The 22,166-nt window shown below is 41.8% G+C and carries 20 protein-coding genes and 3 tRNA genes; 13 read left to right on the plus strand and 10 right to left on the minus strand.

Features of this window, described 5'->3' with window-relative positions; all coding sequences use genetic code 11:
- The first annotated feature begins 6 nt into the window (after nucleotides 1-6).
- From ACT4_RS04220 to ACT4_RS04280, 13 genes are all read left to right on the plus strand, one after another.
- Nucleotides 7-687: a hypothetical protein gene (locus ACT4_RS04220; RefSeq protein WP_007480097.1), complete on the plus strand. Its 681-nt coding sequence runs from the start codon at nucleotides 7-9 to the stop codon at nucleotides 685-687.
- 12 nt (nucleotides 688-699) lie between these two features.
- Nucleotides 700-2,319 carry an AarF/ABC1/UbiB kinase family protein gene (locus ACT4_RS04225; protein WP_007480098.1) on the plus strand — a complete coding sequence of 540 codons (1,620 nt, stop codon included), beginning with the start codon at nucleotides 700-702 and terminating at the stop codon, nucleotides 2,317-2,319.
- Nucleotides 2,320-2,432: 113 nt separating this feature from the next.
- Entirely contained in the window at nucleotides 2,433-3,749 is a 1,317-nt protein-coding gene (locus ACT4_RS04230; RefSeq protein WP_007480099.1) for an NAD(P)/FAD-dependent oxidoreductase, read from the plus strand.
- 25 nt (nucleotides 3,750-3,774) lie between these two features.
- Complete coding sequence (locus tag ACT4_RS04235; protein ID WP_007480100.1) at nucleotides 3,775-4,155, plus strand: VOC family protein; 381 nt, start codon at nucleotides 3,775-3,777, stop codon at nucleotides 4,153-4,155.
- 90 nt (nucleotides 4,156-4,245) lie between these two features.
- Complete coding sequence (gene hisIE / locus ACT4_RS04240; protein ID WP_007480101.1) at nucleotides 4,246-5,013, plus strand: bifunctional phosphoribosyl-AMP cyclohydrolase/phosphoribosyl-ATP diphosphatase HisIE; 768 nt, start codon at nucleotides 4,246-4,248, stop codon at nucleotides 5,011-5,013.
- A gap of 9 nt (nucleotides 5,014-5,022) precedes the next feature.
- Nucleotides 5,023-6,525 (plus strand): UvrD-helicase domain-containing protein, encoded by a 1,503-nt coding sequence (locus ACT4_RS04245; RefSeq protein WP_007480102.1) that lies wholly within the window; start codon nucleotides 5,023-5,025, stop codon nucleotides 6,523-6,525.
- A gap of 25 nt (nucleotides 6,526-6,550) precedes the next feature.
- Nucleotides 6,551-7,930, plus strand: coding sequence for an AAA family ATPase (locus ACT4_RS04250; protein WP_007480103.1), 1,380 nt, complete (start codon nucleotides 6,551-6,553; stop codon nucleotides 7,928-7,930).
- A gap of 255 nt (nucleotides 7,931-8,185) precedes the next feature.
- Nucleotides 8,186-11,029: a monovalent cation/H+ antiporter subunit A gene (locus ACT4_RS04255; RefSeq protein ID WP_007480105.1), complete on the plus strand. Its 2,844-nt coding sequence runs from the start codon at nucleotides 8,186-8,188 to the stop codon at nucleotides 11,027-11,029.
- A complete protein-coding gene (locus ACT4_RS04260; protein ID WP_004876507.1) occupies nucleotides 11,029-11,397 on the plus strand; it encodes a Na+/H+ antiporter subunit C in 369 nt (122 codons plus the stop codon). The genes ACT4_RS04255 and ACT4_RS04260 overlap by 1 nt, the downstream gene beginning before the upstream one ends.
- Nucleotides 11,397-13,208: a monovalent cation/H+ antiporter subunit D gene (locus ACT4_RS04265; RefSeq protein ID WP_007480106.1), complete on the plus strand. Its 1,812-nt coding sequence runs from the start codon at nucleotides 11,397-11,399 to the stop codon at nucleotides 13,206-13,208. Before ACT4_RS04260 ends, ACT4_RS04265 begins: the two co-directional genes overlap by 1 nt.
- Before the next feature lies 1 nt (nucleotide 13,209).
- Nucleotides 13,210-13,737, plus strand: a complete 528-nt coding sequence (locus ACT4_RS04270; protein ID WP_004876503.1) for a Na+/H+ antiporter subunit E — start codon at nucleotides 13,210-13,212, stop codon at nucleotides 13,735-13,737.
- Nucleotides 13,734-14,009, plus strand: a complete 276-nt coding sequence (locus tag ACT4_RS04275; RefSeq protein ID WP_004876501.1) for a monovalent cation/H+ antiporter subunit F — start codon at nucleotides 13,734-13,736, stop codon at nucleotides 14,007-14,009. The genes ACT4_RS04270 and ACT4_RS04275 overlap by 4 nt, the downstream gene beginning before the upstream one ends.
- A gap of 11 nt (nucleotides 14,010-14,020) precedes the next feature.
- On the plus strand, nucleotides 14,021-14,401 hold the full coding sequence (locus ACT4_RS04280; RefSeq protein WP_007480108.1) for a Na+/H+ antiporter subunit G: 381 nt from the start codon (nucleotides 14,021-14,023) through the stop codon (nucleotides 14,399-14,401).
- A gap of 52 nt (nucleotides 14,402-14,453) precedes the next feature.
- On the opposite strand, the gene ACT4_RS04285 is transcribed toward ACT4_RS04280, so the two are convergent.
- The 10 genes from ACT4_RS04285 to tpiA all read right to left on the minus strand — a co-directional run bounded on the left by ACT4_RS04285 (nucleotide 14,454) and on the right by tpiA (nucleotide 22,047).
- Nucleotides 14,454-14,960 (minus strand): hypothetical protein, encoded by a 507-nt coding sequence (locus ACT4_RS04285; RefSeq protein WP_007480109.1) that lies wholly within the window; start codon nucleotides 14,958-14,960, stop codon nucleotides 14,454-14,456.
- 169 nt (nucleotides 14,961-15,129) lie between these two features.
- Complete coding sequence (locus tag ACT4_RS04290) at nucleotides 15,130-15,531, minus strand: ribosome-binding factor A (protein WP_004876497.1); 402 nt, start codon at nucleotides 15,529-15,531, stop codon at nucleotides 15,130-15,132.
- Nucleotides 15,531-18,236, minus strand: a complete 2,706-nt coding sequence (gene infB, locus ACT4_RS04295; RefSeq protein WP_007480110.1) for a translation initiation factor IF-2 — start codon at nucleotides 18,234-18,236, stop codon at nucleotides 15,531-15,533. Before infB ends, ACT4_RS04290 begins: the two co-directional genes overlap by 1 nt.
- A 10-nt stretch (nucleotides 18,237-18,246) precedes the next feature.
- On the minus strand, nucleotides 18,247-19,731 hold the full coding sequence (nusA, locus tag ACT4_RS04300; protein ID WP_004876494.1) for a transcription termination factor NusA: 1,485 nt from the start codon (nucleotides 19,729-19,731) through the stop codon (nucleotides 18,247-18,249).
- 37 nt (nucleotides 19,732-19,768) lie between these two features.
- Nucleotides 19,769-20,293, minus strand: a complete 525-nt coding sequence (rimP, locus tag ACT4_RS04305; protein WP_007480111.1) for a ribosome maturation factor RimP — start codon at nucleotides 20,291-20,293, stop codon at nucleotides 19,769-19,771.
- Between the two features lie 197 nt (nucleotides 20,294-20,490).
- Nucleotides 20,491-20,567 (minus strand) — tRNA-Met (locus ACT4_RS04310).
- A gap of 85 nt (nucleotides 20,568-20,652) precedes the next feature.
- Nucleotides 20,653-20,729, minus strand: a tRNA-Met gene (locus ACT4_RS04315).
- A gap of 42 nt (nucleotides 20,730-20,771) precedes the next feature.
- A tRNA-Leu gene (locus ACT4_RS04320) sits at nucleotides 20,772-20,856 on the minus strand.
- Nucleotides 20,857-20,913: 57 nt separating this feature from the next.
- Complete coding sequence (secG, locus tag ACT4_RS04325) at nucleotides 20,914-21,243, minus strand: preprotein translocase subunit SecG (RefSeq protein WP_004876490.1); 330 nt, start codon at nucleotides 21,241-21,243, stop codon at nucleotides 20,914-20,916.
- 12 nt (nucleotides 21,244-21,255) lie between these two features.
- Nucleotides 21,256-22,047, minus strand: coding sequence for a triose-phosphate isomerase (tpiA, locus tag ACT4_RS04330; protein ID WP_007480112.1), 792 nt, complete (start codon nucleotides 22,045-22,047; stop codon nucleotides 21,256-21,258).
- Nucleotides 22,048-22,166: the final 119 nt, after the last annotated feature.

Consider the following 22,166-nt stretch of genomic DNA (forward strand, 5'->3'; position numbering starts at 1 on the left):
TTTGCAATGTGGTCGATTTTAGCACTCGGTGCGGTTGAACGACTCATTCATCATGTGATTGACTTGGATGCGATTACTCGCATTCAACTCAATCAATTACAAGGTCAACTGTTACGCGTGGTTATCGACAGTCCACAACTTTCAGTTGATGTGTTTTTTGATGAAAATAAAGTTCGTTTAGAACCAACCGTCACAGGACAAAGCCAAAGCCCCTCTATTTTTGAACAGCGTCCATTTGATCCTCAACAGAAAATCACAGATGCAACAGCAACATTACATGTTGAAAATGTAGTGGAACTGGTCAAATTATTACTCAGTGATATGGATCAAATTGGTAATATTCCGCTGCAAGACGATTATCACTTACTACAAGATATTCAGCGAATTATGCAGCAAGCTGAACCTGATCTCGCTGCGCATCTGTCTCCTTGGATTAGTCCTCAACTCGCACATGAGCTAGGTAAAATTCAGCTTGCACCTCAGCAGCTAAAACGTTCTTTGCAAAGTCAGCTTTTTTTTGTTGAAGACGCCTTAAAAGAAGATAGCGGTCTATTTGCTCCTCGTTGGCAAATGGATGATCTCAATCGAGAGACGCGACAACTTAATCAATCATTAGATCGACTCGAAGCTCAATTGCAACAGTTACAAACTCAATTCAACCAACAAAAGCAAACCACTCAAGACTAGGTAAGATTTTATATGATTCCGCATGTTAAACGGTTACACGAACTCTGGCGTATTGCTGCACATTATCGCCTTGACACCTTGTTCCCTGCGGAAGAACTTCCTGTTAAAGCGCGTCATGCATTAAATGTTATTAAAATGCACCCCGCTGCTTGGTCGAGTCGAGAAAAGAAAAATCCACTGAAGCTCAAGGAAGCTTTGGAAGAAATGGGCCCACTTGCAATTAAGCTGGGTCAATTATTATCAACACGCCGAGATTTGATTCCACCTGAAGTCTTATCTCAGTTGGTATTATTACAAGATCGTGTCAAACCTTACGATACACAACTTGCTAAACAACGCATCCAAGAATCACTTAAGGCAGATGTCAGCACCTTATTTTCACGCTTCGATGAGCAACCATTAGCTGCCGCATCTATTGCACAAGTTCATACTGCGGCTTTGCATGATGGTCGTGAAGTGGTTGTTAAAGTCACACGCCCTGATATTCGGGGGCAGATTCTGCAAGATTTTGAAATCTTGGCATGGCTGGGTGATTGGTTAGAAAATCGTGTAGAAGCTGCACGTGCCTTACATTTATCAGAGATCATCCAAGATTATCGTCAAATCATTTTAAATGAACTTGATCTGAGCTTAGAAGCAGACAATACCCGCCGTATGCGCCATTACTTTACAGGTTCAAGCATGATGTATGTGCCTGAAGTTTATATGGACAGCAAAGATGTGATGGTAGCGGAACGAATCACAGGTGTTCCAATCTCTGATACGGCAACATTTGATCGTTTAGGTATGGATCGTGCTGATCTCGCTGAAAAAGGTCTGACGATTTTCTTTACCCAAGTATTCCGTGACAACTTTTTCCATGCAGATATGCATCCAGGGAATGTTTTCGTTGAAACGATTAACCCTAGTAATCCACGTTTTATCGCGCTGGACTGTGCCATCATGGGTGAATTGTCTAAACATGATCAAATGACCGTTGCACGCATGTTGCTTGCTGTGATGAATAGCAACTTCATGCAATTGATTCAAATCGTGCATCAAGCAGGCTGGATTCCACCGGGTACAGATCAAGATACACTGGCTCGTGAAATGCGTCGTACGGTCGGCCCTATGGTTTCAAAACCGATGGATCAACTGGATTTTGCAGGCATCTTGATTCAAGTCATGGATATTGCGCGTCGTTTCCACTTGGAAATTCCACCGCAATTGATGTTACTCCTCAAGACATTGGTTCATGTTGAGGGTTTAGGTACAGACCTTTATCCTCAGCTTGATATTTGGAAACTGGCGAAACCGATTCTGACAGAATGGGTCAAAGCCAATATGAACCCCGTTAAAAATGTCAAAGAAATCGGACAACAGATTCCAGATTTATTGCTTGGTGCTCAAGACTTACCAAGCCTGATCATCGACAGTCTAAATGGATTAAAAAATCAGTCTGCATGGCATGACAAACAATTGCGTGAAATTCAACAAATGCGCCTACAAATGCAACATCAACAACGCCGCAGTTGGATTTTTGGCAGCATCATGTTGATTTTACTTACCATTGCGATTATTACACCTTGGTTTATATCGATTATTCTTATCGTATTAAGTAGTCTTTTAGCGCTATGGCGTATGGCGAAATAAAGCAAAAATCCTCTGTTTTCGCAGAGGATTTTTTATATCAATTTTCAAAAATTAATTACGATCAGTTAAAATCACAATTCAACCAATTTATAACGCCCTTAAAAGAATAAATAATGAAAACAGTCCATTTTGCAATCATTGGTGCAGGTACCGCTGGATTGGCAACAGCCATTTTACTTGCCAGACAAGGTCATCAAATTACGATTTTTGAGCAAGTTGATGAGCTTTGTCCTGTAGGTGCTGGTTTACTGTTACAACCAGCAGGCTTAGCAGTTTTTGAACATCTTGGTGTACTCGACCATACCCTGAAACTTGGCGCAAAAGTCACAGGCTTAGAGGGGCAACTTGCTGATAAAAGACTGCTAGTGAACAGCCACTATCATCAAGCTGGCTCAAATTTCTACGGTATCGGGATTCATCGTGCGACCTTATGTCACGTATTAACTGAAAAACTGGCTGGGTACGCAAATCAAATCACATGGTGTATGGGGCATAGCATTGATCAGGTCGAAGAACGTCATAACGAAGTTCGTTTAGTTGGCTCATACCAACAGCAAAGTTTCGATGCTTGTTTTGATGCTGTACTGATTGCCAATGGTGCACGGAGTCAATTACGCCCTAAAGCATGGGTCAAAGTAGATCAAGCTTATCCTTGGGGAGCAGCATGGAGTATTGTGCCTGAGTGCGCCGTATTAGACCCTAAGATTCTGCATCAATTTTATGATCGTTCCAAAATTATGATGGGCGTCTTGCCTACAGGTGCAATTCCATCCGCACCACAACAACGGCTATCCAGTGTGTTTTGGAGTTTGCCGACTTCGCAGTTAAGTACGTTCTTGCAAAATGAACAGGCAAAGCAACATTGGTTGAAACAGGTTTCTAATCGTTGGCCAGATGTTGCTGATTGGCTAGAGCAGCTTTTATTGAGTGAACAACATCAACCTCAATGGCTTTCTGCCCAATATCGTGATGTGGTGATGTCTCAATATGGACAAGGTCGAATCGGGGTCATTGGTGATGCGGCACATGCCATGAGTCCACAATTGGGACAAGGTGCGAATATGGCACTTTTAGATGCATGGGCATTTTCTCAGTCCTTGCAAATTGCTCAGAAAAACCAGCAGATCGACTGGACGATATTATGGCAACACTATCACCAACACCGTCGTTCTTCGACCCAATTCTACCAATTTCTCAGTCGACTCCTCACCCCTCTTTATCAATCAGATCATTGGTGGGCAGGTGGATTACGCGACCTTGTTTTCCCTTGGCTGTATCAAATCCCGTATTTCCGTAAAGAAATGGCAATCACCATTTCAGGTTTAAAAACAGGTATGTTCCAACAAATGAGCTATCAACAGATTGCGGCATACCAACACAATCAAAATGTCTTGATTGAAAATAATCAATCATTACCTGAATATGACTAAGTGCAAAATAGGATTTGAATTAAATATGAAAATTAGTCATTTAGATCATTTAGTTCTGACCGTTGCCGATATTGAGACAACTTGTCAGTTTTACCAATCAGCCTTGAATTTTGAAGTTATCACCTTTGGTGATAACCGTAAGGCCTTAAAATTCGGCACTCAAAAAATCAACCTGCATCAAGCAGGTAAAGAGTTTGAACCCAAAGCTCATCAACCCACTGCTGGCTCAGCTGATTTATGTTTTATTGCAGAAACACCGTTAGATGAAATCATTAAGCATCTACGATTACTGAATGTCGAAATTATTGAAGGGCCTATTGAAAGAACAGGTGCTGTAGGAAAAATTATTTCTGTTTATGTTCGTGATCCCGATCAAAACTTGATTGAAATTTCGAACTACCTTTAATTCAGCAAACCGATTTTTTAACCAACAAGCATAGCCAACCCTAGCCACAAACGCTACACTAACGGCTTTCCACCAAATGGATTTCCACTCATGTCAAACTGGTTAGATGAAGTTAAATTTGATTCCAATGGTCTTGTTCCTGCCATTGCGCAACATCATCAAACTGGTCGAGTGTTAATGGTTGCGTGGATGAATCGTGAGGCTTTACAACTGACAGCTGAAAAAAATCAGGCGGTGTATTACTCACGTTCACGTCAAAAATTGTGGCACAAAGGCGAAGAATCAGGACACTTTCAAACGGTGCATGAAATTCGTCTCGATTGCGATGCTGATGTTATTATTCTTCAAATAGAACAACACGGCGGTATTGCTTGTCATACAGGTCGAGAGTCTTGTTTTTATCGAAAACTCACACCTCAAGGCTGGGAAATCGTTGATGCCCAACTGAAAGATCCAACTGCAATTTATGGTGCATCCGCAAAAACAGAAGTGCATGACCATAGCCACAGCGAACAAATCGATGTTTTGGGCTATTTAGGTCGCTTAATGCAAGAACGTAAGAATGCTGAAGCTGATAGCTCTTATGTTGCTAGTCTATATAAAAAAGGTATCAATAAAATCTTAGAAAAAGTCGGCGAAGAAAGTGTCGAAAGCATCATCGCAGCAAAAGATTATGCAGTGCATGCTTCGCTTGAAAATAAACATGACCTGATCTATGAAGTTGCTGATCTTTGGTTCCACAGCATTGTGATGCTTGGCTACTTTGATCTCGACCCTCAAGTCGTATTGGATGAACTTGCACGTCGCCAAGGCTTATCAGGTTTAGTCGAAAAAGCCAATCGTAGCAAAGAAGCGTAAGCATCGCCTGTGTCGAGTATCGAGAAACCCAAAGCGACTTATGAGCAAGCTGTTGCCATAGACAATGCTCGTTTAGGACAATCCTTTAAAGTGATTGCCTATGCTGGCACAGGTAAAACGACAACCTTACAAATGATCAGTGATGCCATGCCTGAACGGCGTGGTATGTATTTGGCATTTAACAAAGCCATCGCAACAGAAGCGCAGAGTAAATTTCACGGCAATGTAAATTGTCGAACATTCCACTCGCTCGCTTTTCGCAGTGTGCCACGCGGGGTAACGGATAAATTACGTTTACCACGTCTTAGTCCAAGTTTTATGGCCAAAGAATATCGCCTAGAACCGATTACTTTGCGTCGACTCATGGGTGGACGTTATGAAAAATACGTTTTGATGCCAAGCCGTTTGGCAAGCCTAGTTGCCAATGCGGTGAGCTATTTTTGTTCGACCAGTTCACAATATCCAGCGCCTCGTCATATTCAAGCACCGAGTTGGTTGCATCAGGATGATATCGAATCTTTACAACAGCATCTTTATCCTGCGGTTGAACGTCGCTGGTTAGAATCGATTGATCCAAATCATCAAGCAGGCATTGGGCATGACATTTATCTGAAATTATGGGCATTGTCTGAACCGAATATTCCTGCGGATTATGTGCTATTTGACGAAGCACAAGATGCCGATCCCTTGATGTTAGGCATTTTGTTGCGTCAGAAAAGCACCCAAGTGATTTATGTCGGTGATGCACATCAACAAATCTATGCTTGGCGTGGTGCAATTAATGCGATGCAACAAATGCCACTACCTGAAAGCCGTTTGACCACCTCGTTCCGTTTCGGTGATGCAATCGCAGATGTGGCAAATAGTTTGCTTGGTGCACTCAATGAAACTGTCCCTCTACTCGGCAATCCAAATGTAAAATCAAGTGTGGTGAATAAACCGCACACCAAAATGCGTGATGCCATCCTGTGCCGTACCAATGCCCGCGCGATGGAGTTACTGCTTTCAGGTCTGGTGCATGGCGACAAAGTCAGCTTACAAGCAGATCATCAAAAACTCAGTCGTTTTGTTGATGCGGCAAGCTTATTAAAACAAGGCAAACGCATTACCGATGTCCCTGAGCTGGCTTGGTTTAACTCATGGCATGATGTACATGAATATTGTGAGACCAATGACGGCAGCGACATTAAACCATTGGTTAAATTGGTCGATGATCACGGCACAGAACCACTTAAAAAAGCCCTTGCCAAAATCACACCGATTGAACAAGCTGATTATGTGATCTCAACGGCACATAAAGCCAAAGGACTGGAATGGAATCGTGTCCATATCGAAGATGATTACCAATTCAAAGTGAATGGGCTGGAACATAAAATTACAGATGAAGAATTAAGATTACTTTACGTTGCCTGTACTCGTGCTAAAGTAAGTTTAAATATTCACCATCTTTTTGACTTAATACAACAATTAAAACGGTGCGCTCCCTCAGGTCTTCGTCAGTCAGCAGGTTAAAGCGCTTAGATTGAGGTGAGAGCCTATGCAACTTGAATCCGTTCTCTTCAAGCATGTTGGAATGTTTCGAGACTTAACTGTCGAATTTCAGGCTGAGCGTCCTGTCACACTTATTTTGGGTGATCAAGCTACAGGCAAAACCACGCTATTAAAAAATATCTACCAAGCATTAACGTGGTTCTCGGCACGTTATAAAGATATACGAACAGCGGGCGTAGTCATTTCTGATCAAGACATTATGCTGACCCGACTCCAAGCAAAAATTCAAATGCAAGTTCGTATGAGTGCTGAACTGACTGGTAGTTTGGCGGAGAGCAGTTCAGCCGCTGAAACGGACACTCAAAGCTGTGTTTGGAAATTATTTAAGACATTTAATAGTCAAGGTGTCGGTATCAGTCAAGTCGAGACACAGCAGCTTGATCAAATGGTTACGCTTTATCAAAAAACCAGCTTACAAGATCCTTTATTTGGCTTACCACTGATTGCTTATTATCCTGCTGAACGCTTTGTCCATGAAATCAATTTACAAAGCAAAAATGTTCCAGGAATTTTACAAGAAATCTCTGCTTATGATCTTACGGCGATTCCCTACACCACTTTTGCGCGTTTTTTTGAATGGTTACGTGAAATTAGTGATGTAGAAAATGCCCACTCAGCTCATATTGTTCGCCGCTTAATGGGGAATGATTTTAGCCAACAAAATCAATTGGAAATATTAAATCAATTACAGCAAGAATTGGCTAATCATCCAAAGCAACTATCTGCCCCAAATCTGTATGCATTGAAAAAAAGCTTACATACCATTTTTCCTGACCTGACGGATCTCTACATTCAATATGTTCCAAAATTACAATTGATCGTACGTTATCGTGATCAGTTAATTCCATTTCAACAGCTCTCAGCCTCCCTCAAAACATGGATTGCACTTGTCGGTGATATTACTCGTCGCATGTGCTTACTCAACCCGCATTGTTTTGATCCTTGTTTAGAAGGCGAAGGCATTTTATTAATTGATCAGATCGATCATCAGCTTGATCAAAATAATTGTGCTGAGATTTTGCAACGACTTCATCAAGCATTTCCAAGACTACAAATTATCGCTTCAGGCAATCGAGATGAATTGCTTGAACATGCCGTGGATTATCAATGTTTACGTTTAGACGCCAAAGAAATCTACGAAATCAATGTAGAAAAGTCTCAACAACAACTCTCTCAACTGTATAACGAACTAGTTTGGACTGAAGGAAATAACATCGCTCAAACGCACAACTTACTGGAAACAGAAACACTGATTAGCCGAGTGGATGAATTATTTCATCAAATACAGGAGCTTAACCCTCAAGAAAAAAATGATTTATTAAGCTTATTAAAAATTGATGATACCCCCGAAGAAACACCGCTTTAATCATTTGTTTTATCGACTGAATTTTCCCGACCAAACTCAGCCTGATGTTGTTATTTTCATGTAATAACATCGGGTTTTTGTTCATATTTTATAGTAAGATAAAGCTCATTTTATTTTCAAGTTGTGCAATACAACTTGCTGCCTCCGTTAACTTGATTGGGTTTCGAGATTTGAAACTTTGGCGCTCTCTTTGAATGCCTGTGAGTCTCGAAAAGAAAATTCACCCTTAGGTCGCTCCCGACCTAAATCATCGACATGGATACCAGTGTGCTACCGATTATTATCTTATTACCGCTCATACTCGGCACCACCCTTGTCGCACAATTGCAACGTATTTCGCGGGGCATGACGGCACTAGGGGCAATTGGCATCAGCCTTAGTTGTTTCATTTTACTTCTTACTCAGGCAGAAACTGTTCTTCAGGGAAATACTCTGCAACAAAGCTGGGATTGGCTTCCTCAACTTGGAATCAATCTAAGTTTTCGCCTAGATGCATTAGGTTTATTGTTTGGTCTGCTGATTAGCGGTATCGGTACACTCATTTATATTTACGCCTATTATTATCTGAGTCCGAAAAACTCTCTTAGTAAGCTTTATCAATTATTAATGCTGTTCATGGCGGCAATGCTTGGTATCTCACTTTCCAATAACCTCATTATCTTATTGGTATTTTGGGAATTAACCAGTATTTCATCATTCCTTTTAGTGGGTTATTGGAGTCAATATGATGCTGCGCAACGCGGCGCTCGTATGGCACTCACCATTACAGGAATGGGCGGTCTTGCAATGCTCGGTGGCTTTGTCTTACTTGGACAAATCACAGGAACGTATCAAATCGATCAGCTTGTGCTGATGAAAGATACGATTCAACAGCATTACCTTTTTGTACCAACCTTATTATTAATTTTATTGGGTGCATTCACTAAAAGTGCGCAGTTCCCATTTCACTTTTGGTTACCCAATGCGATGGCTGCGCCAACGCCTGTTTCCGCTTATCTGCATTCAGCAACCATGGTTAAAGCAGGTATTTTCCTGCTCGCACGTTTAGCACCTATTTTTATTGGCGCTGCGCTGTATCACAATATCGTCACTTTTGTCGGTCTATTCACACTGTGTATGGCGGCAGGTTTTGCAATTTTCAAAGAAGATCTCAAAGGTCTGTTAGCATATTCAACAATCAGCCATTTAGGTCTAATTGTATGTTTACTGGGGATCGGTTCTCCCCTTGCTGTCGCTGCTGCGATTTTTCACATCATCAACCATGCAACCTTTAAAGCTGCATTGTTCATGATTGCTGGAATCATTGACCATGAAACGGGTACGCGTGACTTACGTAAACTCAGTGGCGTTTGGCAATTACTGCCTTTCACAGGCACATTAACCATGATCACTGCAGCCTCAATGGCGGGTGTTCCATTAACCAACGGTTTTATTTCCAAAGAAATGTTCTTTACTGAACTGCTTGCAAACTTGTCTGGTCCAGTGATGGTCATTTCGGCAATTGTTGCAACTTTGGCAGGGATCTTTGCGGTTAGCTACTCAATTCGCTTGGTTCACGGCGTGTTCTTTGACGGTGAAGTTGGTAAACAAGTCCCAAATAAAGATGCACATGAGCCTGCATTAGGAATGCGTCTACCAGCAATCATTTTGGCAACTTTGTGTATTTTAGTCGGGATTCTTCCAGCTCTTCTTGCAGGCACGATGGTCAATAGCGTGACTCGCTCAAGCTTGGCACAACCTGAATTTGAAGGCGTTCACCTCGCGATTTGGCATGGAGTCAATGCACCACTACTCATGAGTGTGATTGCTTTGATTGGCGGTGCTATCTTCTATTTTGCATTGGCAAAAGATGGGCGTATCCGCAAAATTGACCTTGATCCTTATCTAGGTAAGTTTCAAGGCAAGATCATATTTGAGTTGTTCCTAAAACATTTACTGTTAAATAGCAGAAAGATTAAACAAGCAACAGAAAATGGCTCATTACAAAGCTATCTGCTATGGATCGTTTTGTTCAGTATTTTGATGGTTGGCTTACCGCTGTTCAATCAAGGTCTCACTACGGGCACTCGTGAACTGACACATGCACCGTGGGTTGCGATTGTCCTTTGGCTAACACTATTCTCTGGCTGCTGGATGATGTTGTGGTTTCACCACGAACGTATTAAGGCAGTGTTGATTAGTGGTGCAGTTGGTTTGGTTGTCACTATGACTTTTGTGACTCTATCTGCACCCGATCTAGCCCTAACGCAAATTACCGTTGATATTGTAACCACTGTCTTATTATTAATGAGTCTGTCGTTATTACCACAACTTACACCATACGAATCAAGTCGTTCACGTCGTTGGAGAGATGCAAGCTTAGCCATCGCAGGTGGCTTAGGTATTGGTTGGATTGCTTGGTTATTATTAACTCGAGATCACAATTCAATTTCATGGTTCTTCATGCAGCAAGCGATTCCACTTGGTGGTGGTTCAAATGCAGTGAACGTAATTCTTGTCGATTTCCGTGGATTCGATACCTTTGGTGAAATCGCCGTATTAGGCATTGCAGGTATTGGTGCGCTTTGCTTGATGGATGGTATGCGTGCGCATGGCACCACCATGACCCAAGGTCTGACTTACCGTTTTAATCCATCACCACTGATGCTAAGAATGACCGCTTCTTGGATCTTGCCACTTGCGCTTGTTGTCAGTGTCTATATCTTCTTGCGTGGTCATAACTATCCGGGTGGTGGATTCATTGCGGGTTTGATTACTTCGATGGCACTGATCATTCAGTACATTGTTCTAGGGCAAGACAAAACTGAGCAGATGCTAAAAGCCAAATCAGGTCGTTTATATGAGATTTGGATTGGTTCTGGTTTAACCATTGCTGGTTTAACAGGTATTGCAGCATGGTATTGGGCACGCCCCTTCTTAACTAGTGCACATATCTATGTCGAGCCTCCCCTACTCGGAAAAATGCATCTAGCTTCAGCAGCAGCTTTTGACCTAGGTGTTTATATCACCGTTGTAGGTGCAACCATGTTATTGATTTCAGTCTTAGGTGACTCACGCCATTCAAGCATGTCTGGCCCAATCCCAAGTGGAGATAAATAATGGTTAGTATTGAATTTTTACTTGCATCTGGGATTGGCTTACTGACCGCGACAGGAATCTATTTAATTCTTCGTGCGAGAACCTTTCCTGTTGTTCTGGGTTTGGCCATGATCGGCTATGCTGTCAACCTGTTCCTATTCGCAATGGGACGTTTACAGGTCAATGCTCCAGCTATCTTGACTGAAGCAACCAAAGTTACAGACCCACTGCCTCAAGCACTTGTGTTAACTGCAATTGTAATTGGTTTTGCAACGACTGCGTTTATCGTACAACTTGCTCTCCGTAGCCGATATGAGTCTGGTACAGATCATGTCGACTCTAAAGAAGAACCCACCTTGACTTATGACCCACGTGAGGATGAGCCATAATGTTCGATTTTTACAATTTTTGGCTTACTCATACTCCTATTCTCAGTATCTTAGTTCCAGCTTTTACCAGCTTTATCCTATTGATACTTGGAAATCCAGGTTCAGGTTCTTTAAAGCAAGACTGGCGTCAACCTTGGCGTCGAGGCATTAGTTTCGTTTCAGCGTTAATCGGTTTAGGGCTGGCAATAAGTTACTTCTCAATTGCAAGTACAGGACAAATCACGGTTTATCAACTCAGTGAATGGTCTGCTCCTTTTGGTATTGTATTAGTGCTTGATCGTCTTTCAGCCTTCATGCTGCTATTGACCTATGCCCTCGCTGTACCTGTTATGTGGTATGCCAGTGAAAACTGGGATACGCGTGGTCGCTATTTCCATGCCATGTTCCATTTCCTGTTGATGGGATTATCTGGTGCATTCCTAACAGGCGATTTATTTAACTTATTTGTCTTCTTTGAAATTCTATTGATGGCATCTTATGTGCTTTTATTGCATGGACAAGGGCGCCCACGTTTTCAGCTGGGTGTGCATTACGTCACCATCAATTTGCTTGCATCTGCACTCTTTCTAATCGGCTTAGGCATGATTTACGGCAGTGTCGGTAGCTTAAATATGGCTGATGTCGGTCGCCTTATTCCAACATTAGACAATGATCAGCATAAACTTGCGATTGCAGGCGGCTTACTTCTGTTTGTTGTGTTTGGCATTAAAGCAGCGATGCTGCCTGTAGGCTTCTGGTTACCTAAAACCTATGCCGTTGCGAGCACACCTGTTGCTGCAATTTTTACCATCATGACCAAAGTCGGTATTTACGCCATTTTGCGTGTTAATGGCACTGTGTTTGATGATGCAATGGCACAAGATATTCTTAAAAACTGTCTATTAGTCATTGGCTTAGTGACTTCTATTTATGGAGCAATTGGCGCACTTGGTGTAGACCGTTTACGTCGCTTTGTGGGTTTCATGGTGTTGTCATCTATCGGAACATTACTGATTGCAATCTCGATGTTCAATACAGCAGCATGGGCAGCAGGTCTTTACTATCTAGTTCACAGCACATTGATTGCAGCAGCATTCTATTTATTCTGTGGTTGGATTACATCACAACGTGGTGCATTTAAAGACCACCTCAAAGTTTCCCCTAAAATGAAACAGGAAAAGGCTGCGGCATTTACCTACTTTACCATTGCCTTAATGCTTGCTGGTTTACCACCTTTTAGTGGGTTCCTTGGCAAGGTGTTTATTTTACAAGCCACCGCTGAAACGGCTTATCAAGGTTGGATTATTGCTGTTATTTTAATTGTCAGCTTGCTGAGTATCATCGCACTTACCCGCGTTGGTTTCATTCTGTTCTGGCGAGCTACACCACCAGAGGAAAATCCAAACGAAGAAGCTTATGCTGTTTATCAAGCTTTACCAGAAGTAGCTCCAAAACGAAATGATAAAGCGATTTATATTCTATTGGGTACTTTAATGGCTTATGTAGTATTTGCTGCTCCAATTCAAAACTATATGGCTTTGACTGCACAGCAAATCCAAAATCACGCCCTTTATCAGCAAGCCATTTTAAAGACGGATAACCAAGGCCGTGCGATCAGCGTTCAACCTTATGATCCAAGCTATTTGCCAGAAACAAAATATGGTGGTGAAGTAGAAGATCATAATGCTTTACTTATTCCTGATGTGATTTCCAAACCAACACTGCAAGGTGAGCACATCTCTGAATATAAGCAACGCCAAATTGCAGAACAAACGTTAGAAGCACCAACGATTCCAAATACCACTCAGTTAAAACCAATGGAGGAACACTAACATGCAAAAAGTAGCTTTGCTTGACCGTTGGTTCCCCCACCCTTTCGTGTCTTTTTTGGTTTTTCTGAGTTGGTTAATGCTGTCGCATAGTCTGGACTTAACGGATATATTAGTGGCCATCCTATTGGCGATTATTATTCCACGTTTAGTTGGGCCATTTATTTCTAGAACGCCACACATTCACTGGACACCAGCAGTAAAATTATTTTTTGTTGTGTTTTGGGATATTATCGTTTCAAACTTCCGCGTGGCAAAAATGGTGTTGGGTCCAATGGATCAACTCCATCCGAGATGGTATCGCGTTCCACTAGAAACTGAGCATGAAGAAGTGAATACTCTTCTCGCGATGATCATTACTACGACACCAGGTACGGTTTCAGCAGGGATTGATCAAGAGCGTGGCGATATTCTCGTCCACGCACTTAGCTCAGATGACACTGAACTCGATATTCAAGAAATCAAAAAACGCTACGAAACACCTTTACTCGAAATCTTTGATGTAAAGATTGAAGAAGGAGCAAGCAAATGACAATTTTACCTTATGCGCTTGGCATTAGCTTAATTGCCATTACTATCTCAATGTTTCTATGCCTGATCCGATTGATTATCGGCCCATCTGTGATTGATCGCCTACTTGCTTTAGACACACTATTTCTAAATGCGACATGTCTTATTGTTGTTTTAGGTGTGTATTGGGTAAGTACCAATGTCTTTGAAGGAGCACTATTGGTTGCAATGCTAGGCTTCGTTTCGACAGCTGCGCTTGCTCGTTATTTCACAACGGGTCATGTCATTGACTAAGGAGATGAGCTATGCAGTTAATCATTGAAATCATTATTTCTTTCTTCCTTATATTCGGTGCTTTCTTCATGCTGGTCGGATCGATCGGCATGGTTCGACTACCAGACTTATTTATGCGTCTGCATGCCCCAACGAAGTCGAGTACGTTAGGATTAGGAAGTTTTCTAATTGCAGCAATGATCTTTGGCGCAACACAGGGGCGTTTTGGTTTTGCTGAATTATTAATTACTTTATTTGTCTTTATTACTGCACCAGTATCAGCAAATTTAATGGCACAAGCTGCGATTCATTTACGCCTACGTTCAAATAGTGGCGAAGTTCCCGAAGCTTTAAATCGTCCATTACCGTGGCAGCGTTATCGCCGTGTCGCAAATAAAGAAGACCAACAATAGTTGGTCTTCTTCTGTCTATGGCAGTGCTTTACGCTTCACCAAAACTCTCACCTTAGTCTTCATTCAAAAAGCCTTCTTTGATTTGTTCTGGCATCCCCTCATGCCACCACTGATAAATTGAGGCTTTAATTTCCTCATCATCCTCTGGATCATTGAATGGTTCATCATCTTCACGAACCAATTCATCACCATCAAATTTAAACCAAAATTCCCAAGGATCATCATCGCCCTGACCTCGTGCTTGCACATGAATATCAGGTAATAATTCTTTTAAAAATAATAAAATATTCTCAATATTTTCGTCACCGTTTGAGCCGTGAGTAAAATCAAGCACAGCAAAACCTGCAACATAAACCAAACTTTCTGGCGCAAGGTCATACTCAACAGAATCAATCTGATCAAGCAACTCTTGCGCTATATCACCTGCTTCTGGATTAATCACTAAACTTGACTGAATAAACTTTTCTTCATCACCATGATGTGTGGTAAATAAAGCCTCTAGTTGTTTCATGACCTGATCATCTGAATGCTTATAGTAAAGACGGCTATGTAGTTCCACCTAAGTTCCCCTATGCAATATTTTTAAATAATTTTTATATTCTTAAATTTTAGAACATGGATTCACAATAACAAAAAATCATGTTTTTTTACAATATATTAGCGACTTAATCTGTCGTAATATTTTTTATTTATTACATAAAAAAACCACCCTTAGGTGGCTTTTTTCTTTATTCTTTCTCATCTTGCCCTTGTTCAGGCAGATCCTTTACGGCTTCAGCAATCAGACCAAACATGTAGTTACCATATGCATTGGTTTTATCGTAATGAAAACGCAATCTCGGCGTAATACGTGTCTTGATACGACGACTCAATTCATGACGCAAGAAACCAGAAGCTTTATTCAATACATCTAAAGTTTCTTTATTCGCTGCTTCACTTTGCTCATCACCAAGCTCACGCCCCATTACTGTGACATAAACTTCAGCATATCCCATGTCAGCACTGACTTTCACTGCTGAGATGGTCACTAGACCACCTAAGCGAGGATCTTTAAGCTCTTGACGGATTAGCTCAGACAACTCACGTTGTACAGAATCCGCCATGCGCTTTAAGCGTTGGCTACCCGCCATTAAAGACTCCGTTTAATTAACTGAACATCATACACTTCGATCTTATCTTGTGCTTTGATGTCTTTATAACCTTTGACTGCAAGACCACATTCCATACCAGCACGAACTTCTTCAACCACTTCTTTATAGCGACGAAGAGATTCAAGCTCGCCTTGGAACACAACCACGTCATCACGTAATACGCGGATTGGTTTGTTACGGTGTAATACACCTTCAAGAACCATACAGCCCGCTGCAGCACCAAACTTACTTGAATGGAACACTTCACGCACTTCAGCAACACCCAAAATCGTTTCACGGTGTTCAGGTGCAAGCTTACCGCTCATTGCTGCTTTTACGTCATCAATTAATTGATAGATCACGCTGTAGTAACGGATATCAATGCCATCTTGATCAGATTTCTGACGCGCTGTGTTATCCGCACGTACGTTAAAGCCCAATAATACAGCTTCAGAAGACTCTGCTAAAGTTACATCAGATTCTGTGATTGCACCAACACCAGAACCAATTACGCGTACTTTAACTTCATCAGTTGAAAGCTCATCAAGCGCAACATGTAATGCTTCAAGCGTACCACGTACGTCTGTTTTAAGCACAACGTTAACTGTTGGAATATCTTTTTTGCCCATTGAAGCCATGATGTTTTCAAGACGCATCGAGCTTGCACGCTCAAGACGTTTTTGACGCTCACGGTCTGCACGAGCATCAGCAACTTCACGTGCTTTTTTCTCGTCATTGACAACAAGAACTTCATCACCCGCCATTGGCGCTTCTGGTAAACCAAGAATTTCCACTGGAATTGATGGGCCAGCTGAAGTGATACGTTGACCATTTTCATCAGACATCGCGCGAACACGACCATAAGATGAACCAGCCAATACTAAGTCACCAATATTCAACGTACCATTTTGTACAAGAATAGAAGTTACTGCACCACGACCTTTATCAACACGCGCTTCGATAACAACACCTTGTGCTGCACCTTCAGCAGATGCTTTAAGCTCCAACATTTCCGATTGGATCAGGATCAGATCAAGCAACTCATCAATACCCGCACCTGTATGTGCCGATACTTTAGCAACTGGAACATCACCGCCCCACTCTTCAGGAACGATTTCTTTAGTTGTTAATTCATTTAACACACGATCTGGATCAGCTGACTCTTTATCCATCTTGTTAATCGCAACGATGATTGGCGTACCCGCAGCACGCGCATGATCAATCGCTTCAGCTGTTTGTGGCATCACACCATCATCAGCAGCAACCACAAGAACAACGATATCAGTCGCCTTCGCACCACGAGCACGCATAGACGTAAACGCAGCATGTCCAGGTGTATCTAAGAAAGTAATAATACCTTTCTCAGTTTCAACATGGTAAGCACCGATATGCTGGGTAATACCACCCGCTTCACCTGCCGCTACTTTAGCACGACGGATACGGTCTAATAATGATGTTTTACCATGGTCAACGTGACCCATGATTGTTACAACTGGTGGACGAGTTGTTTGCTCACCACGAGCTTCTTCAGCCGCTTCAAGTAAGTTATCTTCTGCTTGTGTATCAGAAACAAGAATTGGGTTATGACCTAATTCTTCAACTACCAATACCGCTGTATCTTGATCAATTGATTGGTTCTGAGTAACAAGCTCGCCCATTTTCATAAGCATCTTGATAACTTCACGAACTTTTACAGCCATTTTTTGCGCTAGATCAGCAACAACAATGGTTGAACCAATTTCTACATCATAAATCTGTTTCTTAACAGGCTTTTCAAAACCATGCTTATTTGATTGGCTGGTCTTTAAACCACGTTTGTGATGTTGACGGCTGAAGTTTTGCTCTTCTTGATTATGACGACCACCTTTCTTCTGACCACGCGGGTTAGTTGCACCACCACGTTTAATTTCACGGTCTTCTTGATTAAATGAGTCTTCATATGCTTGGCCAACAAGGCCCGCAGCCAATGGAGAATCATCAATCACACGAATTGTTGTCGTCGCATCATCACTTGAGTATTTAGATGCCATTTTACGCATCTGCTCAAGTGTACGTTGTTGAGCTTCTTCAGCCGCTTTACGACGTACTGCTTCTTCAGTTGCTTTTAACTTCGCAGCTTCAGCTTCACGCGCTTTCTTTTGTTCAGGTGTTTCTGTTGGACGAATAACAGGGGCTTTGATTACTTTATCGCTATTACGCTTTTTCACCACAACAGCTGCTTTCGCAGTTGTTTGACCTGAACCATCAGAAGTATGCGCTGCACGCATTGCTTCTAACGTTGCATTGGCTTTTTGTTCCGCACTGTTACGTGCTTTTTGCTCAGCTTCTTCACGTACTTTTTGCTCAACACGTGCTTTCACATCCGCTTCTGCACGCGCTTTTGCTTCTGCAGCAAGTAACTCTGGATTCGGTTTCGCAAAAACTTGTTTCTTACGTACTTCTACGTTGATATTTTTTGCTTTACCCGATGTACTTGTTACTTTTGCAGTACTCGTTGTTTTACGTTTCAACGCAATTTTTCCTGTGTTACCACTTTCTTGACCATGAACTTTTTTCAAGTGATTGATCAAAGTATCTTGCTGTTCAGTGGTAATAATGTCATCTGCTTTACGCTGTGGTAGACCTGCATCACGAACCTGCTCTAGGAGTTTCTCTACAGGACGTTCTACACTGAGTGCTAACTCTTGAATCGACTTGTCCGTCATCTATTATCTCCTAGTTAAACCATGATTCACGTGCTTTCATAATTAATTGTCCAGCTTTGTCATTATCTAAGCCTTCGATATCAGAGATATCATCAGTTGCTTGATCAGCCAAATCATCAACAGTAATTACACCACGCGCCGCCAATGCATACGCAATCTCAGTTGTCATACCTTCCATACCGAGAAGTTCTGCACTTGGCTCTTGAATATTTTCTTGCTGTTTCAACGCATCTGTTAAAGCAGCTTCTTTTGCACGGCTTTGTAGCAATTCAACCAAATCTGCTTCAAGCTCAATTTCGTCAAATGTTTCAGCTGGTACATAAGCAATCTCTTCCAATGAAGTGAAGCCCATTTCAACCAAAGCCATTGCTAAATCTTCTTCAATATCAAGACGTGTAATAAACATATCTAAATATTGCTGTGCTTCGTTTTGCTGACGAGCACGATACTCTTCTTCTAACATCATGTCGAGTTTATAACCCGTTAATTCTGATGCTAAACGAACATTTTGACCTTGCGAACCAATTGCACGCGCTAACTGATCATTGGTTGCAAAGATAATATCCGCACTGCGTGCATCTTCATCAAGTACAATTCCAGATACATCAGCTGGCTCTAATGCACTTGCGATATACTGTGCTGGGTCATCAGACCACACCACAACATCAATACGCTCGCCATTTAACTCTTGTTGCACTGCTTGAATACGTGTACCACGCATACCAATACAAGCACCAACAGGGTCAATGCGATGATCATTAGTTTTCACTGCAATTTTAGCACGAACACCCGGTTGACGAGCTGCCGCTTTAATTTCAATGATTTCTTCAGAAATTTCTGGAATTTCTTTCTTCATTAATGCGATTAACATTTCAGGACGAGCACGAGACAATAATAATTGTGCACCACGACCTTCACGGTTTACGTTATATAAAATTGCATTGATACGCTGTTTCGGACGTAACATTTCTTTGTGAATCGTTTCTTCACGCGCCAAATAAGCTTCAGCATTATCACCAAGATCAATGATGAAACCATCTTTAGTTTGCTTTTTCACTTCACCGTAAATCAGCTCACCGACTTTAGACTCATAAGCATCTGCAACCAATGCACGCTCTGCTTCACGAATCTTTTGTACGATCACTTGTTTTGCGATCTGAGCAGCGATACGACCGAACTCAATCGACTCAACTTCTAACTCACGTACATCGCCGATTGACCATTGTGATGGGTCTACATCAGAGATCGCATCTTGGCATGCTGGCATTTCGTGATCTTCGTCAGCAACTACAGTCCATTGACGGAAAGTACGGTAATCACCTGTTTTACGATCAATCTCAACACGCAGTTGAGCTTCTTCAGAGTGTGTACCTTCGTAAAACTTTTTCTTCGTCGCGGCAACAAGGGCTTGTTCTAACGCTTCGAAGATCGCTTCACGACTAACACCTTTTTCATTACTAACCGTTTCTGCAACGGTAAGAATTTCGCGGCCCATAAGTCACCTACCGATTTCTTATAAAATTAAGTTAATATTAGTCTTGATAGATTAAATTTGCTTTATCAATATTATTACTATCAATTTCAAGCACATGCTTACCTTCCACTTCAACTTGGATCATTTCATTTTCTAAGTCTACGGAAAGTAATTTTGCTTGGAATTTTCGACGATTTTCGACAGCAGCAATTAATCGTAAAGCTACTTGTTGCCCAATGTATGCAGGCAATTGATCTAATTGGAAAAATGGACGATCCCAGCCTGGCGATGATACTTCTAATGCATATTCACCGGAAATAGGATCATGAACATCCAACATTGCACCGACTTGTTGCGTTACTAGAACACAATCTTGAACGCCAATACCACGCCCTTGTTCAACTTCACCATCTTCATTAATAACAGGTTCAGCGCTCTCATCAACGGCTTTATCAATATAAATGCGCAGTAAAGAACGTTTACCTTGTGGCAGGAATTCGATCCCCCACAGATCTACACCACAAGCCGCAACAGCGGGTGCGATAAGATCATGCAATGCTTGAGATTTATTTGATAATTTCATTTACTCTCGTCGCTCTTCTACGAGCCAATCAATCTTAACCGTATAGTGAAGCACGACTATTTGACCAATTGATGTCGAACGCTACACGATAGTTAAACAACCAATAAAAAAGGGCGATAATCGCCCCTATACTACACAGAAAAGCATAGCCTACTGTGCAAAAAGGCCCACCTTATGTGAGCCTCTTTTTAGAAACTTGGTAGCGGGAGCTGGATTTGAACCAACGACCTTCGGGTTATGAGCCCGACGAGCTACCAGACTGCTCCATCCCGCATCAACGTGCAAAAATTATATACAAATATGAAAAAAAGTCAATCTAAGTTTTCATATTTGCTTGATTAAGTTGCACCTTAATCAAATGGTAGCGGGAGCTGGATTTGAACCAACGACCTTCGGGTTATGAGCCCGACGAGCTACCAGACTGCTCCATCCCGCATCAACAATCACTGCATACACCAAACTTACTGGTTATTAAGTTTGGTGCGGAAGGGGGGACTTGAACCCCCACGCCCGAAAGCACTACCACCTCAAGGTAGCGTGTCTACCAATTCCACCACCACCGCAGCTTTGTGGGACGCATTCTATTCCTTTAAAACTAAAAAGGAAAGTCTTAATTCAACTTATTCAGTCGTTTTAGGTGCGTTTGATGAAGTTTCAGACGATGTAGCTGGTGCTTCCGTTGTGGTTTGTACAGATTTTAGACTATACGCATCTGTCGTTTGTTTTTTTGCAAATACAGCTAAAGTTAAACTTGTAGCAAAAAATAAAGCTGTAAAAATTGCAGTTAAACGCGTTAAAAAGTTGCCAGCGCCTGAAGCACCAAAAACTGTCGCCGCGCCGCCGCCGCCAAATGATGCCCCTGCTTCCGCACCTTTACCTTGTTGTACTAGAACCAAAGCAATGATCAAAATTGCTAAAATGATATGTACAACGAGTATAAAACTATACATCTCTATTCCTCGTTATTTGCTTTGAGCAAATGCTTTTGCGATTTGGTAAAAAGATTCAGCATTCAATGATGCACCACCAACCAAAGCACCATTAATGTCTGGGCATGCCGCTAATTCAACTGCATTTTCAGCTTTTACACTACCACCATAAAGGATCGCCATATCCTCTCCGAATGGCGTAATTTGTTTTAGGCCTTCACGAATTTTAGCGTGCATCGCTTGTGCGTCTGCTGGAGAGGCTGTTTTACCCGTACCAATTGCCCAAATCGGCTCGTAAGCAATCACAATATTCTGCCATTGCTCTGATTGAACCACGGATGCAATATCACAAATCTGCTGTAAAACAACTTGTTCGGCTTGACCTTGCTCACGCTGCTCAAGACTTTCACCCACACAATAAATCACAGTTAAATCTGCTTTTAAAGCGTTTTGTAACTTTATCTTTAGAATTTCGACATTGTCACCAAATAACTCACGGCGCTCTGAATGACCAATTAAAACGAATTCAATTTGGCTATCTTTTAAGAGCTCAGCACTTACCTCGCCAGTATAAGCACCTGTTCCAGCTATTCTAGAGACGTCTTGAGCAACGGTATAAATTTTTCGGTTCGCATCATTCAACTGTGCTTTTACCGCAGTTAATGCGATTGCAGTCGGCGCCACGCCAATATGACAGTGCTCAGGAGAAATCGACTGCTGTTGCAACAAAGCTTTAAATTCTTCTATTAATTGGAGAGCGTCAGCACGCATTGGATTTAATTTCCAATTACCAACAACCCAAGGGGTAATCGTCGAACTCGACATACTTCGCCCACCTACTGTTAATTTCTAAAAAATGCTGCATATTTTACACGTATTTTTAGAAAATTCAGTTTTTTTATAATGTGTAAAGTTAAAGCAACGAAAAAATTTGTAAGCTACGA

Source organism: Acinetobacter sp. NBRC 100985 (genome assembly GCF_000241225.1).
Lineage (GTDB): Bacteria > Pseudomonadota > Gammaproteobacteria > Pseudomonadales > Moraxellaceae > Acinetobacter > Acinetobacter venetianus.

Coding starts and splice junctions, on each gene's coding strand:
- ACT4_RS04220 (WP_007480097.1), top strand. CDS start 7: ATGTGGTCGATTTTAGCACTCGGTGCGGTTGAACGACTCATTCATCAT.
- ACT4_RS04225 (WP_007480098.1), top strand. CDS start 700: ATGATTCCGCATGTTAAACGGTTACACGAACTCTGGCGTATTGCTGCA.
- ACT4_RS04230 (WP_007480099.1), top strand. CDS start 2,433: ATGAAAACAGTCCATTTTGCAATCATTGGTGCAGGTACCGCTGGATTG.
- ACT4_RS04235 (WP_007480100.1), top strand. CDS start 3,775: ATGAAAATTAGTCATTTAGATCATTTAGTTCTGACCGTTGCCGATATT.
- hisIE (WP_007480101.1), top strand. CDS start 4,246: ATGTCAAACTGGTTAGATGAAGTTAAATTTGATTCCAATGGTCTTGTT.
- ACT4_RS04250 (WP_007480103.1), top strand. CDS start 6,551: ATGCAACTTGAATCCGTTCTCTTCAAGCATGTTGGAATGTTTCGAGAC.
- ACT4_RS04255 (WP_007480105.1), top strand. CDS start 8,186: ATGGATACCAGTGTGCTACCGATTATTATCTTATTACCGCTCATACTC.
- ACT4_RS04260 (WP_004876507.1), top strand. CDS start 11,029: ATGGTTAGTATTGAATTTTTACTTGCATCTGGGATTGGCTTACTGACC.
- ACT4_RS04265 (WP_007480106.1), top strand. CDS start 11,397: ATGTTCGATTTTTACAATTTTTGGCTTACTCATACTCCTATTCTCAGT.
- ACT4_RS04270 (WP_004876503.1), top strand. CDS start 13,210: ATGCAAAAAGTAGCTTTGCTTGACCGTTGGTTCCCCCACCCTTTCGTG.
- ACT4_RS04275 (WP_004876501.1), top strand. CDS start 13,734: ATGACAATTTTACCTTATGCGCTTGGCATTAGCTTAATTGCCATTACT.
- ACT4_RS04280 (WP_007480108.1), top strand. CDS start 14,021: ATGCAGTTAATCATTGAAATCATTATTTCTTTCTTCCTTATATTCGGT.
- ACT4_RS04290 (WP_004876497.1), bottom strand. CDS start 15,531: ATGGCGGGTAGCCAACGCTTAAAGCGCATGGCGGATTCTGTACAACGT.
- infB (WP_007480110.1), bottom strand. CDS start 18,236: ATGACGGACAAGTCGATTCAAGAGTTAGCACTCAGTGTAGAACGTCCT.
- nusA (WP_004876494.1), bottom strand. CDS start 19,731: ATGGGCCGCGAAATTCTTACCGTTGCAGAAACGGTTAGTAATGAAAAA.
- rimP (WP_007480111.1), bottom strand. CDS start 20,293: ATGAAATTATCAAATAAATCTCAAGCATTGCATGATCTTATCGCACCC.
- secG (WP_004876490.1), bottom strand. CDS start 21,243: ATGTATAGTTTTATACTCGTTGTACATATCATTTTAGCAATTTTGATC.
- tpiA (WP_007480112.1), bottom strand. CDS start 22,047: ATGTCGAGTTCGACGATTACCCCTTGGGTTGTTGGTAATTGGAAATTA.